Origin of the sequence: Marinilactibacillus psychrotolerans (genome assembly GCF_900101525.1) — a bacterium.
GTDB classification, from domain to species: Bacteria; Bacillota; Bacilli; order Lactobacillales; family Carnobacteriaceae_A; genus Marinilactibacillus; species Marinilactibacillus psychrotolerans.
Map to the genome: position 1 here is coordinate 104,464 of NZ_FMZD01000007.1, position 14,751 is coordinate 119,214.

The following is a 14,751-nucleotide window of genomic DNA, read 5'->3' on the forward strand; positions in this document are numbered from 1 at the left end:
TGTGGGGAATTATCCACAGGTAGATACAGTGATTGATCATATCCCTGACCACGTAGCAATCATTATGGATGGAAATGGCCGTTGGGCTCAGCAGACAGGAAGAGAACGTAAGGATGGCCATCAAGAAGGTATGGAAGCAATTAGACGAGTTTCGATTCGAGCAAGCGAAAGAGGCGTCAAAGTACTAACTCTATATGCTTTCTCCACAGAAAACTGGAAAAGACCACCTCAAGAGGTTAAATTTCTTATGCAGCTTCCTGTTAAATTCTTTGATCGATTTGTACCTGAGTTGCAAGAAAATAATATAAGGGTCAACATGATTGGATTTAAGGACAAAGTACCTGGATCTACTAAGAAAGCTATAGAGAAAGCAATTGATGAAACTAAACATAATACTGGGATGGTATTGAATTTCGCTTTTAATTATGGTGGAAGAGCTGAAATAGTAGAAGCAACAAAATCGCTTTTTGATAAAATTACAAGTGGAGAACTAAACAAGAAAGATATATCAGAAGAAATATTTCAGGCAGAATTACTTACAAACTCTATTACTCCATACGATAATGTAGATCTCTTAATAAGAAGCAGCGGTGAGCAAAGATTAAGTAATTTTCTGCTATGGCAAAATGCTTATAGCGAATTTTATTTTTCGAAACTGTTCTGGCCTGATTTCACAGGTGAAATTTTAGATAAAGCTCTACTGGATTATCAAAATAGAAGCCGTCGCTATGGGGCGATTTGATTAAATAGATTCAGGAGGAGACGAATGAAACAACGTTCTATGACAGCAATTATTGCACTATTATTTTTTGTGCCGATTATTTATATCGGTTCATGGGTACTGGAAGCGTTTATAGTTCTACTGGCTATTACTGCTTTGATGGAAATTCATCAAATGAAAGGGATAAATCCTATTTCCATCCCTACCTTGGTTTCTTCAGTAGCACTTATATTTGTGATTTTATATAAAAGGATATTAGAAGTTTTTCCAGTTTTGCCAGATAATGGATCTTTATTTGCGTTATTAATATTAATACTAATATCCTTGACACTAGTGGTTAAGGACTACACAATTGAAGATGTTGGAATATCATTCGTTGGTATTTTATATATAGGTACTGGATTTCATTCCTTCATATTGACTAGAGAAACAAATATTCACTTATTAATATTATCTTTATTGATTATTTGGTCAACAGATACAGGAGCTTATCTAATTGGAAGGAAGTTTGGAAAAAATAAACTAGCACCTCTTATTTCCCCAAATAAAACAATTGAAGGCTCTATCGGTGGCATTATTATTGCAATGATTGTTTCGGTGATTTATCTTCTATTATTCCCAACCAACTGGCCGATCTTATTAATGTTACCTTTAGTGGTGGTGCTTTCAATAGCTGGACAAATCGGGGATTTAATTGAATCAGCAATTAAGCGCCATTTCGGAACTAAAGACTCTGGTAATATATTACCAGGACATGGCGGTATATTTGACCGTTTTGATAGTTTACTATTCGTTTTATCAGTGATGTTTATAATGGGTTTAGTTTAATGACAAGGTATTAAAGGAGAGCATAAATGGTTAAAACTATATTAGTCTTTTTACTTGTTTTCGGTATAATCGTGATCGTTCATGAATTTGGTCACTTTTATTTTGCTAAAAGAGCGGGTATACTAGTAAGAGAATTTTCAATTGGATTCGGACCCAAGCTTTTCTATCATAGAAAAGGAGAAACTACTTATACCGTGCGATTGCTTCCAGTCGGTGGGTATGTAAGGATGGCAGGATATGAGGAAGAAGCAGATCTTCGGGCAGGTATGCCAGTTTCACTTTTTCTGAATGAAGAAAATAAAGTAGAAAAAATTGATCTTCAAAATAAGTTGCAGAGTGTGGACAGCGTTCCGATAGAAGTAACAAACTTTGATCTCGAAGAAAAACTATTTATAGAAGGCCGAATTGAAGGACAGATTGATGCAATTCAAACTTATCAAGTTACGCGAACTGCTTTACTCGTTGAAAAAGACGGAACGACCCTTCAAATTGCACCTAAAGATAGACAATTTCAGTCTGCGTCTTTAATTAATCGAATGCTCACGAATTTTGCAGGGCCTTTGAATAATTTTATACTGGCAATTATAGCCTTCATTCTATTGGCGTTTGTTCAAGGTGGTGTCCCATCTGAAGAGGCGCTGGTTGGTAATGTGCAAGAAGATACACCGGCAGCTGCAGCAAATATTGAAAGTGGAGACAAAATTCTTTCAATTGATAATACTGAAATTGAGTCTTTTAGACAGATGATTACGATTGTTGGCGAGGCCCCTGAGACTCAAAGAACCTTCACAATTGAAAAGGCAGATGGAACTATCATTGAAGAAACTATTATGCCAGAATCAGTTGACAACGGACAAGGCGAGCAAGTTGGCAGAATTGGTGTTGAAGTATCTTTTGATCGTTCATTTTTCAGTAAAATCAAATTTGGATTTACTGAATCATGGTCAATTGTTTCACAAATTTTTGTGATCCTGGGTTCATTTCTTACTGGGGGATTTAGCATTGATAAACTGGGTGGACCTGTAGCAATATTTGCGACAAGTCAAAACGTAGCGCAAGCAGGAATATTAGGTATTATCAGCTTCATTGGCTTTTTAAGTGTTAACCTTGGAATTATGAATTTATTACCTATCCCAGCGCTTGATGGAGGTAAGTTACTTTTAAACATTATTGAAGGTATTCGCAAAAAACCAATCAGTGAAGAAAAAGAAGGAATCCTTACTTTGATAGGGGTAGGATTTCTGCTCATTTTAATGTTAGCTGTCACTTGGAATGATATTCAAACATTTTTCTTAAATTAGTAATTTTAAAGGAGATTTAATTCATGAAACAATCAAGACTATTCGTTCCCACTTTAAGGGACACACCAAATGATGCTGATGTAATTAGTCATCAGCTCTTACTAAGAGCTGGGTATATAAGACAGTTGTCTTCAGGAATCTATACGTATCTTCCACTAGCTCATAGAGTCCTTGAGAAGATTAAAGCGATTATTAGAGAAGAAATGAATAAAATAGATGGGTCAGAAATGCTTTTGCCAACGCTGCTACCTGCTGATTTATGGAAAGAATCTGGGAGATATGAGACATATGGCGAAGATTTAATTAAATTACAAGATCGACATGAACGGGATTTTATTTTAGGTCCTACACATGAGGAAACATTTACAAGTTTGATTAGAGATGAAGTAAAATCATACAAAAAATTACCATTGATGCTTTATCAGTTTCAGACAAAATTTAGAGATGAAAAAAGACCTAGATTTGGTTTGATGCGTGGTCGAGAATTTATTATGAAAGATGCTTATACGTTTCATGACAATTACGAGAGTCTAGATGAATCTTATAATCAAATTGCTGAAGCGTACACTAATGCATTTAGCCGTATTGGCTTGAATTTCCGGTCAATCATCGGGGATGCTGGAGCAATGGGTGGGAAAGACTCTATTGAATTTATGGCATTAGCAGAAGCTGGAGAAGATGTAGTTGTTTACTCAGATTCAAGCGAATATGCTGCGAATTTGGAAATGGCAACAAGCTTATATAAGTCCCAGCCAAAAATAAAAGTTCAAAATGATCTCGAACTAAAGGAAACACCCGATGTTAAAACGGTTAAAGAAGTGGCAGATTATTTAAATGTAAACCTTAATCAAGTATTGAAATCTGTTTTGTATGTTACGGATGAACAAAAACCTGTACTTGCAATTGTTCGTGGAGATCATGAAGTGAATGAGGTTAAATTACGGACAATCGTCGGTGCTCAAGACATTGAGCCAGCGACAGAAGGCCAAGTAAAAGAGCTGTTCCATACTGTAGCGGGTTATGTTGGACCAATTGATTTAAGCGAAGAAGTTACTGTTATTGCTGATTTATATATTCAAGATATAGTTAATGCAGTATCCGGAGCGAATCAAGAAGGGAAACATTATACAAATGTAAACCCAGGTAAAGACTTCATACCTAATCAATATGCAGATGTTAGAGTCGTAAACGAAAATGAACCATCTCCTGATGGGCATGGTAAACTTAAATTTGCGAGAGGAATTGAGATTGGACATATCTTTAAATTAGGTACAAGATACTCAGAATCAATGAATGCAACAGTTCTAGATAATAACGGAAGACAGACTCCTGTAATCATGGGCAGTTATGGTATAGGGGTGAGCCGTTTACTATCAGCAGTAGCAGAGCAATATTCTGACGAAAAAGGTTTGATATGGCCAAATTCAATTGCACCATTTGATGTGCATATCATTCCCATCCAGATGAAAGACGAAGCACAGAGAGAACTAGCAAAGGAATTATATGAGGTACTTGAAGCTAAAGAACTCTCCGTATTAATTGATGACAGACAAGAACGTGCAGGAGTCAAATTTAAAGATGCTGAACTAATTGGTATTCCGGTACGTATAACTGTCGGGAAAAAAGCTTCAGAGGGTATTGTAGAATTAACATTTAGAAAAAGCGGCGAAATGGTGGAAATTAAAAAAGATGATTTGATGGATACATTGAGTATTTTAAATCATAGTGAATAATTTGTAGTTGAGGAGAAACCGAAGCAATCCATAATTGTTTTCTATTCAGGAAAAATCGTCATATTCGCTAAGTTGAATGGACGATTCTTCTCTAGAGTATAGCCAATTATGCTTAGCTTATTAATGGATTCTCCTTTTATTTGTAATTAAAGATCGAGAAAGAAGGCACTTATTTTGAGTCTAAATCAGCAAGAACTATTTCAAACACTTCTTCAGCAAATCAATCTGAATCCTACCCCAGATCAGAGGATAGGTTTAGAAAGTGGCTCGGTGGAATCAGTCATAGTGCACAAGCATTCTAAGACTTGGCAGATCACTTTGACCTTTACGGATATCTTGCCGTTCGAGACCTATACTCTGTTAAATGATCAACTCCAAAGAGGATTTAAAGATATTGCTCAGATCGAATTAATCATTTTAACTGAGCAACCGGTTATAACCACAGAAAAATTAAGAAACTACTGGAGATTAGCTTGTAAGGGTAGTGAAGTAGATTCTCCTTTGTGTAATGATATTTTTGAAAATAGTTATCCAGAGTTAAAAGGAAAAAAAATTTTATTTTACATTGAACATGAACTGACAAAGAACAAATTTCAAGATGATTTTTTCCCGAAAATAGCAGATCAGTACATTAAAATGGGGTTTCCAAAGCAACTTAAGATTGAAGCAGTAGTAGATGAAAAAATTAGTGATGAGAAGTTATCGGCTTTTAAACAACAAAAAGAAGAAGAAGATTTATTGTTAGCAGAGCGTTTAACTAAAAATATTGAGCAGGCTAATATCAATAAAGAGAAAAGAAGAGAAACGTCTCCGACAGGACCAGTTAAATTAGGGAGAACGATTCAAGAAAACGATCCAGTTCGTCAAATGAGTACGGTCATTGAAGAAGAAAGAAGTGTCACTCTTGAAGGGTATGTTTTTGATGTTGAAGTAAGAGAACTTCGCTCTAAACGAAAATTACTAATATTCAAAATTACTGACTATACTTCTTCATTTACCTGTAAGAAATTTTCTAATAATGCTTCAGATGAAGAAATATTTGGAAGTATCAAAAAAGGAATGTGGCTAAAAGTTCGCGGCAGCGTTCAAGAAGATACATTTATGAGAGATTTAGTTGTCAATGCTCAAGATGTTCAAGAAACCAGCCATGTAGAAAGAAAAGATTCACAACCAGATGATGAAAAGCGGGTCGAATTGCATGCTCATACAACCATGAGTCAAATGGATGCAACAATCACAGCGACTGATTTAGTTGAACAAGCTGCAAAATGGGGACATAAGGCAATTGCGATTACAGATCATGGTGTTGCTCAATCATATCCAGACGCTCATTCCACAGGTAAAAAGCATAGTGTTAAAATTATTTATGGACTAGAGGCTAACCTTGTCGATGATGGAGTTCCAATTGCTTATAATGTTTCGGATGATCATCTTCCAGAAGCTACATACGTAGTCTTTGATGTGGAAACGACGGGGCTGTCTGCCATTTATGACAATATAATAGAATTGGCTGCAGTAAAAATGCATAAAGGCAATATTATAGAAGAGTTTCAAGAATTTATAGATCCTGGTCATCCTTTATCAGATACAACAATCAATCTGACTGGTATAACGGATGATATGGTTAAAGGTTCTAAAACAGAAAAAAAAGTACTAGAAGAGTTCAAAGCTTTCAGTGAAGGGTCGATCCTGGTCGCTCATAACGCCAGTTTTGACATGGGATTTTTAAATACAGGTTATCAGAAAAATGATATGCCTGTTTCTAAGCTGCCAGTAATTGATACGCTGGAACTTTCCAGATTTTTGCATCCGACATTCAAAACACATCGTTTGAATACATTGGCGAAGCGCTATGGTGTCGCTTTAGAACAACACCACAGAGCTATTTTTGATTCAGAGACAACGGCACATTTGCTTTGGGCCTTTCTTAAAGAAGCTTCAGAGGAATACTCGATAGAGATTCATCATCAGTTAAATGATTATATGGGTCAGGGTGATGCCTATAAAAGAACACGACCAAGTCATGTTACAATACTTGCGCAATCTCAAATCGGATTAAAGAATCTATTTAAGTTGATCTCAGCCTCTCTAACCGAATATTTTTATAGAGTTCCTAGAGTACCACGGTCTCTACTTGAAAAGTATAGAGAAGGTTTGATAGTGGGCTCAGGGTGTGCCCAAGGTGAAGTTTTTGAAGCGATGATGCAAAAAGGTTTTGACGAAGCAAAGAAATTAGCAAGACACTATGATTATCTGGAAATTATGCCTAAAGGGGCTTATAAACATTTAATAGACCGAGAAATGGTAAACTCTGAAAAAGATCTTGAAGATATTATCTCAAATATTGTGAAAATTGGTGAAGAATTATCTATTCCTGTAGTGGCTACCGGAAATGTTCATTATGCAAATCCTGAGGATGCCATTTATCGTGATATTCTGCTAGAAACTTTAAATAAAGGTGGCTTCAATAAATCTAAGAATCCTGAAGTTCACTTCAGAACGACTGATGAAATGCTAGAAGACTTATCTTTCTTAGGTAAATCAAAAGTTAAAGAAGTTGTCGTTACGAATTCACAGAATATTGCTGACAGTGTTGAGGATAATATTTCTCCGGTTAAACAAGACCTGTTTACTCCGAAAATGGAAGGATCAGAGCAAGAAATCCGTGAGATGAGTTATACTGAAGCTCATCGATTATACGGAGATCCCCTGCCTGAGATTATTGAAAAGCGTTTAGAAAAAGAATTGGATAGTATTATCGGAAATGGGTTTTCTGTAATTTATCTGATATCTCAAAAGTTAGTTCATAAAAGCGTAAATGAGGGGTATCTTGTTGGATCGCGTGGTTCAGTTGGATCAAGTTTTGTAGCGACTATGACTGGAATTACAGAAGTTAACCCTATGCCACCTCATTATCGCTGTCCTGAATGTAAGTTTTCTGAATTTTTTACTGAAGGTGAAGTAGGTTCTGGATTTGATTTACCGCCAAAAACCTGCCCGAATTGTGAACATCAGATGGTGATGGACGGACATGATATTCCTTTTGAAACTTTCTTAGGTTTTAATGGAGATAAAGTTCCTGATATTGATCTGAACTTCTCAGGAGAATACCAAGCTAAAGCCCATCATTATACAAAAGAATTGTTTGGTGAGGAATACGTCTACCGTGCTGGAACAATTGGAACGATTGCAGATCGAACAGCATTTGGATTTGTTAAGGGATACGAAAGAGACAACCAAATGACAATTCGCTCAGCTGAAATTGACAGACTAGCTAAAGGATTAACTGGGGTTAAAAGGACTACAGGTCAGCATCCCGGTGGAATTATTGTCATTCCTGAATATATGGATGTTTATGACTTTACGCCTATTCAGTATCCAGCGGATGATCAGAATTCAGAATGGAAGACCACACATTTTGATTTCCATTCCATTCATGATAATGTTTTGAAATTAGATATATTAGGCCATGATGATCCTACAATGATTCGAATGCTTCAAGATTTATCAGGTATTGATCCTAAAACGATCCCTGTTAATGATCCTGGAGTTATGCAGTTATTTAGTGGTACAGAAGTACTAGGGGTAGATGAAAGCCAAATATTTTCGAAAACTGGTACACTGGGTGTCCCAGAATTTGGAACACGATTTGTTCGTCAAATGCTTGAACAAACAAACCCGACTACTTTTGCAGAGCTACTACAGATTTCTGGTTTATCTCATGGAACGGATGTCTGGCTTGGAAATGCTGAAGAGTTGATTCGACAACAGAACATACCGCTATCGGAAGTAATTGGCTGTCGGGATGATATCATGGTTTATCTGCAGCACAAAGGAATCGATGATAGTATTGCCTTTCAAATTATGGAACATGTTCGTAAAGGAAAAGGGATACCTGAAGAATGGCAACAAATCATGCGTGAGAATAATGTACCGAAATGGTATATTGATTCATGCCTTAAAATTAAATACATGTTTCCTAAGGCCCATGCTACAGCATATGTTTTGATGGCTTTGCGAGTTGCTTATTTCAAAGTACATCATCCTTTATATTATTATGCTGCATATTTTTCTATTCGGGCAAGTGATTTTGACCTTCAAGCGATGAGTCAAGGTAAAGCATCGATAAAAGCAAAAATGAAAGAAATAACAGATAAAGGACTAGATGCTTCTACAAAAGAAAAAAATCTTTTAACTGTTCTTGAATTAGCGAATGAAATGGTTGAAAGAGGCTATAACTTCAAAATGGTTGATGTTGAAAAATCGCATGCATCAGATTTTATAATTGAAGGTGATTCCCTATTAGCTCCTTTTCGATGCGTACCTTCATTAGGAGGAAGCGTAGCAAATGCAATTGTAGATGCTAGACAAGAAAGTCCATTTCTTTCAAAGGAAGACCTTTCCAAAAGAGGTAAAGTATCAAAAACTGTAATTGAATATTTGGATTTAAATGGTGTCTTAGAGCATCTACCGGATGAAAATCAGTTATCACTATTCGATATTTAGTACAGTATTTCTAAATCTCTTTTATAATAGCTTGAAAATGGCATGTAAGTTGCGTGTTTACGGGATATATGGTAAAATATTCTATGAGTAAAGTAATATTCTTTTAGAGTGAGCGCATCCCGCTCACTCTTTTTAATGAAAAAATGAAAAGTAGCCATCAAAATGATTGAGAGGAGATGCTTTTTGAGTACAGTAGATAAAGTAACATCCCTTGCGGACCCAGTTGCTCAACAATTAGGATATGAGTTAGTGGATGTGGAATATGTTAAAGAAGGTAAAAATTGGTTTTTACGTTTATATATAGATAAAGACGGTGGCGTTGATCTGGATGATTGTACTCGCTTCAGTGAGAAGATAGGAGAGACATTAGATTCACAGAAAGTTGATCCAATTCCGCATCCTTATTATCTTGAAGTATCTTCACCAGGAGCGGAAAGACCTTTAAAAAAAGAAAAAGATTTTCAAGAAGCATTAGGTCAGTATATACACGTTTCTTTGTATCAGCAGATCGAAAGTGAAAACACATTTGAAGGTACTTTGAAAGAATTGAATGAGGACTCGCTTACACTAGTTATTAGGATTAAGACTAGAGAGAAAGAGTTGATAATTGATAGAAAGAATATTGCTAAAGCTAGATTAGCGATCAAATTCTAATTTTATTTGTTCAATAGATGAAAAAAATTAACAAAGGGAGTAAAATAATGAGTAAAGAGTTAGTAGCAGCCCTTGAAACACTTGAAAAAGAAAAAGGCATTTCCAAAGAGATAGTTATTGAGGCATTAGAAGCTGCGTTAGTTTCAGCATATAAACGCAATTACGGTACAGCACAAAATGTTGAAGTAGAATTTGATGACGACAATGGCGAAATCAAAGTATACCAAGTTAGAGAAGTTTCAGAAGAGGTATATGATTCACAACTAGAAATTAGTTTGACAGATGCTCTTGAAATTAATAAAGCATATGAAATTGGAGATAAGATAAGGTTTGAAGTTACACCAAAAAACTTTGGTAGAATTGCTGCTCAAACAGCTAAACAAGTTATTATGCAAAGAATGCGCGAAGCTGAGCGTTCAATAGTATATAATGAGTATATTGAGTATGCTGATGATTTAATGACGGGTACTGTAGAAAGACAGGATAACCGGTTTATATACATCAATTTAGGCAAAGTTGAAGCAGTTTTATCTAAACGTGATCAAATAGAGAATGAACGTTATAATACGCATGATCGTATCAAAGTTTATGTAAGTAATGTTGAAAATTCTACTAAAGGACCCCAAGTATTTGTTAGTAGAACGCATCCGAATTTGATCAAACGACTTTTCGAGCAAGAAGTACCTGAGATTTTTGATGGGACAGTGGAAGTTGTATCGATCGCTCGTGAAGCAGGAGATCGCTCTAAGATTGCGGTTATGTCTCGTGATGAAAATGTAGACCCAGTAGGGACATGTGTGGGTCCTAAAGGAACTCGAGTACAGGCAATCGTTAATGAGTTGAACGGTGAAAATATGGATATTGTAGAGTGGGATGAAGATCCAGCGATATTTATTAAAAATGCACTGAATCCTGCTCAAGTACTTGAAGTGATGTTTGATAAAGAGAATAAAAGTTGCGTGATTGTAGTTCCAGATTATCAGCTCTCCTTAGCCATTGGTAAAAGAGGACAAAATGTACGTCTGGCTGCAAAATTAACTGGATTTAAAATCGATATCAAGTCAGAAAGTGATATGGGCAACTTAGAAGAAAAAGCGGATGATTTAACGAATGATTCATTTTTTGAGGCATTAAATAATGGTGAAGAAGTGGCAGAACAAGAGGTGGATTCATTGGGGAATTCTGATAAGTCTTTCTTTGATACTGAAAATGAGGTTACAGATATAGATGAAATACAGGTATCAGATGCAGCAAACACTAATTCAGATGTATATGCTGAAGAAATAGCAACGGATACAGACCAACAGCCATTAGATCCATTAAATGATGGAGATTTTGAAAAAGGTGAATTAAACCCAGAAGATATGGAAGAATTGATTCAATCCGCAGAAAAAAGAGATGGTATGGACGATGAAGTAGATACTAAAGCTAGTATTGATGAAATGGAAGAAGTCAGCGAAGAAATTGATGAAGAAAATTCTTAAGTTGATGTATCTGGCAAATTTAATCTAAAACAGATCGTTCAGTTTTGTTAAAGGTGGGATGAGTATGCGGCAACGTAAAATTCCAATGAGAAAATGCGTGGCGTCTAATGAAATGAAACCAAAAAAAGAAATGGTACGATTAGTCAGAGATAAAGAAGGAAATGTTTCAATTGATCCGACAGGAAAGAAAAATGGGCGCGGAGCCTATATTTCTCTCGATCCTGATCTGGTAAAGAGAGCAGAAGACAGACATTCTCTTGACCAAGCTTTAAACACAAAAGTAGAGGCTGATTTTTATAAAGAGTTATTTGCTTATGTAGAATATCAAAAAGCAAGATCGGAATTAAAAAATGGATAACAAACAAAAAAGTTTGAATTTACTTGGTTTGGCTCAGCGTTCGGGAAATTTAATTTCCGGTGAAGCATTAGTACTCAGTTCTATTAGGAGTCAAGAGGCCAAAGTTGTTATACTAGCTTCAGATGCAAGTGAAAATACAGTAAAGCAATTTTTGAATAAGTGCGAACACTATCGTATCCCAGCATTGATCAACTTTGATCGTGAAGACATATCGAAAGCTATAGGGAAAATGCGAACAGTGGTTGCAATTACAGACGGAGGATTTGCACAGTCCCTTCAAAAATTGCAATAATAGGAATAGGAAGGTGATTGCATGGGCAAAAAACGCGTCTATGAATTTGCAAAAGAAAAAAATGTTGAAAGTAAAAAAATAATCGAAAAGGCTAAAGAAATAGGTATCGATTATAAGAGTCATATGTCTACAATGGATGATAGTGATTTGGACAAGCTAAATAAAGCTTTATCGGCTAAAAGTGCACCAGCTCCAACGAATCAACCAGCTAAAAACAAGACTCAAGACTCAAAGGGAAATAATCAACAGAGTACTAATAAGAATAAATCAAACAATTCTGTCAGACAACAGACGAATACATCAAAAGAGAATCGTACTAATGCTGACAAATCTCAAAAAAGTAAAGGACAAAATAACATACAAACACAAAATCGAGCAACAAAAAAACCAAATAATACTCAAAGTAAGAATACTCAAAAAACTAGTCAAGAGCCGACTGTTCAAAAAAGAACAACTGACGAACAGCAAAAACAACAACTCCAACAATCTAAGAAAAGAAGAAGTTCCCGTCAGCATCGTGGAATTAATGGAGGACCAGCAGGAAGAAAGCGTAAAGGTAAAAAGAACCAACAGCAATCTCAAACAACTCCAACACCACGTAAAGCTAGAGACCTACCAAAAGTATTAGAATATACTGATGGGAATACGGTAGCAGAAATCGCTAAAAAAATTCATCGTGAACCTGCTGAGATTGTAAAAAAATTGTTCTTAATGGGTGTCGTTGCAACTCAAAATCAATCGTTGGATAAAGATACGATTGAATTATTGGCTACTGATTATGGAATCGAAACAGAAGAAAAGGTTCAAGTTGACTTAACAGATTTCGATACATTCTTCAATCAAGAAGTTGTTGAAGAAAATTTAGTGACGCGTCCTGCTACAGTTACTATTATGGGGCACGTTGACCACGGTAAAACTACTTTGTTGGATACGTTACGCCATACTAATGTAACAGAAGGTGAAGCAGGTGGGATCACACAGCATATAGGAGCTTATCAAGTAGAAGAAAAAGGAAAACTAATCACTTTCTTAGATACTCCTGGACATGCTGCATTTACAACAATGCGTGCTCGTGGAGCAGACATTACGGATATTGCTATCATCGTTGTGGCAGCAGATGATGGAGTTATGCCTCAAACAATTGAAGCAATCAATCATGCAAAAGCTGCTGAAGTTCCAATTATTGTAGCTGTGAATAAAGTAGATAAACCAGGCGCTAATCCTGATCGAGTGATGCAAGAATTGACAGAATATGAATTGATCCCTGAAGATTGGGGTGGAGATACAATATTTGTACAAATTTCTGCATTATTCAATAAAAACCTGGATGAATTACTAGACATGATTTTATTAGTAGCAGAAATCGAAGAACTTAAAGCGGATCCTAAACGCCCGGCACTTGGTTCTGTCATCGAAGCGAGACTAGATAGAGCTAAGGGTCCAATTGCGACATTATTAGTTCAAGAAGGAACCTTATCCCAAGGGGACCCAATTGTTGTAGGGAATGCATTTGGTCGAGTTCGTACAATGACAAATGATAAGGGACGTAGAGTGAAACAAGCTACACCTTCTACACCAGTTGAAATTACTGGATTGAATATTGCTCCGCAAGCCGGTGATCGATTTGTAGTCTTTGAAGACGAAAAAACGGCTAGACAAGTTGGAGAGTCTAGAGCTACTGCGGCTAATGAAGCTAAACGCTCTACAACAAATAAAGTAACTTTAGAGAATTTGTTTGAAAGTCTTGAAGAAGGCGAGTTAAAAGAGGTAAACGTCATAATTAAAGCTGATGTTCAAGGCTCAGTTGAAGCACTGGCTTCAAGCTTACAAAAAATTGAAGTTGAAGGTGTTAAAGTAAACATTATTCATACTGGTGTCGGTGCTATCAATGAAAGTGACGTTACACTTGCTTCTGCAAGTTCCGCAATTATTATCGGCTTTAACGTTCGTCCGACCGTTCAAGCAAATGAAAGTGCTAATCGTGAAGAAGTCGATATTAGAACACATCGAGTAATTTATAACGCAATTGATGAAATTGAAGCTGCTATGACTGGTATGCTGGATCCAGAATTTGAAGAACAGGTTACTGGACAAGCAACTGTAAGAGAAACTTATAGTGTATCTAAAGTTGGAACAATTGCAGGGTGTTTCGTAAATGATGGTGTTATCAAACGTAATAGTTCAGTTCGTTTAGTACGTAATGGGATTGTACAATACGAAGGTGAATTATCTAGTTTGAAACGATTTAAAGATGATGCAAAAGAAGTAAGAACTGGTTTTGAATGTGGAATAACAATAGAAGGTTATAATGATATTAAAGTAGATGATATCGTTGAAGCTTTCGAAATGGTTGAAATCGAAAGATAAGACTATTATTATTAAATAGTATGATTAAAAGAGTTCAAAGGACAGGTGAGCAAATATGCCAAATTATAGAGTTGGTCGAGTCTCCCAGGAAATCCAAAGAGAAGTGAATGACATCTTGCAAAAAAGAGTTAGAGATCCTAGAGTTCAAGGGATTACAATTACTGATGTGGAAGTTACTGGAGATCTACAGCAAGCTACAGTCTACTACAGTACTCTAAGCGAAGATGAAAAAACAGTTTCAGAAACTCAAGAAGGCTTGAATAAAGCCAAAGGATTGGTTAGAAAAGAGTTGGGAAGCCGTTTAACTATTCATAAAACGCCCGAATTATTTTTCGCTCGAGATGAATCTGTAGCCTATGGGAATCACATTGATGAGTTATTGAATCAGTTAAAAAATAATGATTAAATCAATAAGTTCAAAGTGATATTCAACTTTATTTTAATTGATCGAAATGGAAAGAGAATCAGTTGTCTTCTTGACATAGGTTCTCTTTTTCCATGTAAGAT

Annotated in this window: 11 protein-coding genes; all 11 read left to right on the plus strand. The window is 36.0% G+C overall.

The genetic code is table 11. The features are described 5' to 3' along the window. Nucleotide 1 precedes the first annotated feature (1 nt). The 11 genes from uppS to rbfA all read left to right on the plus strand — a co-directional run bounded on the left by uppS (nucleotide 2) and on the right by rbfA (nucleotide 14,650). Nucleotides 2-742, plus strand: coding sequence for an undecaprenyl pyrophosphate synthase (gene uppS, locus BLT22_RS05540; protein ID WP_236048869.1), 741 nt, complete (start codon nucleotides 2-4; stop codon nucleotides 740-742). Between the two features lie 24 nt (nucleotides 743-766). Beyond that, a complete protein-coding gene (locus BLT22_RS05545) occupies nucleotides 767-1,549 on the plus strand; it encodes a phosphatidate cytidylyltransferase (protein WP_091761457.1) in 783 nt (260 codons plus the stop codon). Between the two features lie 26 nt (nucleotides 1,550-1,575). Further along, nucleotides 1,576-2,850, plus strand: a complete 1,275-nt coding sequence (rseP, locus tag BLT22_RS05550; protein WP_091761459.1) for an RIP metalloprotease RseP — start codon at nucleotides 1,576-1,578, stop codon at nucleotides 2,848-2,850. A 23-nt stretch (nucleotides 2,851-2,873) separates the two neighbouring features. Beyond that, nucleotides 2,874-4,583 carry a proline--tRNA ligase gene (locus BLT22_RS05555; RefSeq protein WP_091761460.1) on the plus strand — a complete coding sequence of 570 codons (1,710 nt, stop codon included), beginning with the start codon at nucleotides 2,874-2,876 and terminating at the stop codon, nucleotides 4,581-4,583. 174 nt (nucleotides 4,584-4,757) lie between these two features. Further along, nucleotides 4,758-9,089: a PolC-type DNA polymerase III gene (locus BLT22_RS05560; RefSeq protein WP_091761462.1), complete on the plus strand. Its 4,332-nt coding sequence runs from the start codon at nucleotides 4,758-4,760 to the stop codon at nucleotides 9,087-9,089. Nucleotides 9,090-9,251: 162 nt separating this feature from the next. Then, on the plus strand, nucleotides 9,252-9,743 hold the full coding sequence (gene rimP, locus BLT22_RS05565; protein WP_091761464.1) for a ribosome maturation factor RimP: 492 nt from the start codon (nucleotides 9,252-9,254) through the stop codon (nucleotides 9,741-9,743). Between the two features lie 47 nt (nucleotides 9,744-9,790). Then, nucleotides 9,791-11,227, plus strand: coding sequence for a transcription termination factor NusA (nusA, locus tag BLT22_RS05570; protein WP_091761466.1), 1,437 nt, complete (start codon nucleotides 9,791-9,793; stop codon nucleotides 11,225-11,227). 64 nt (nucleotides 11,228-11,291) lie between these two features. After that, the gene (rnpM, locus tag BLT22_RS05575) at nucleotides 11,292-11,585 is read left to right on the plus strand and encodes an RNase P modulator RnpM (RefSeq protein ID WP_087059059.1); all 294 of its coding nucleotides are present in this window, start codon (nucleotides 11,292-11,294) and stop codon (nucleotides 11,583-11,585) included. Beyond that, on the plus strand, nucleotides 11,578-11,877 hold the full coding sequence (locus BLT22_RS05580; RefSeq protein WP_087059061.1) for a L7Ae/L30e/S12e/Gadd45 family ribosomal protein: 300 nt from the start codon (nucleotides 11,578-11,580) through the stop codon (nucleotides 11,875-11,877). The genes rnpM and BLT22_RS05580 overlap by 8 nt, the downstream gene beginning before the upstream one ends. A 21-nt stretch (nucleotides 11,878-11,898) precedes the next feature. Then, nucleotides 11,899-14,244, plus strand: a complete 2,346-nt coding sequence (infB, locus tag BLT22_RS05585) for a translation initiation factor IF-2 (RefSeq protein ID WP_091761468.1) — start codon at nucleotides 11,899-11,901, stop codon at nucleotides 14,242-14,244. Between the two features lie 55 nt (nucleotides 14,245-14,299). Continuing rightward, the gene (gene rbfA / locus BLT22_RS05590; RefSeq protein WP_087059065.1) at nucleotides 14,300-14,650 is read left to right on the plus strand and encodes a 30S ribosome-binding factor RbfA; all 351 of its coding nucleotides are present in this window, start codon (nucleotides 14,300-14,302) and stop codon (nucleotides 14,648-14,650) included. Nucleotides 14,651-14,751: the final 101 nt, after the last annotated feature.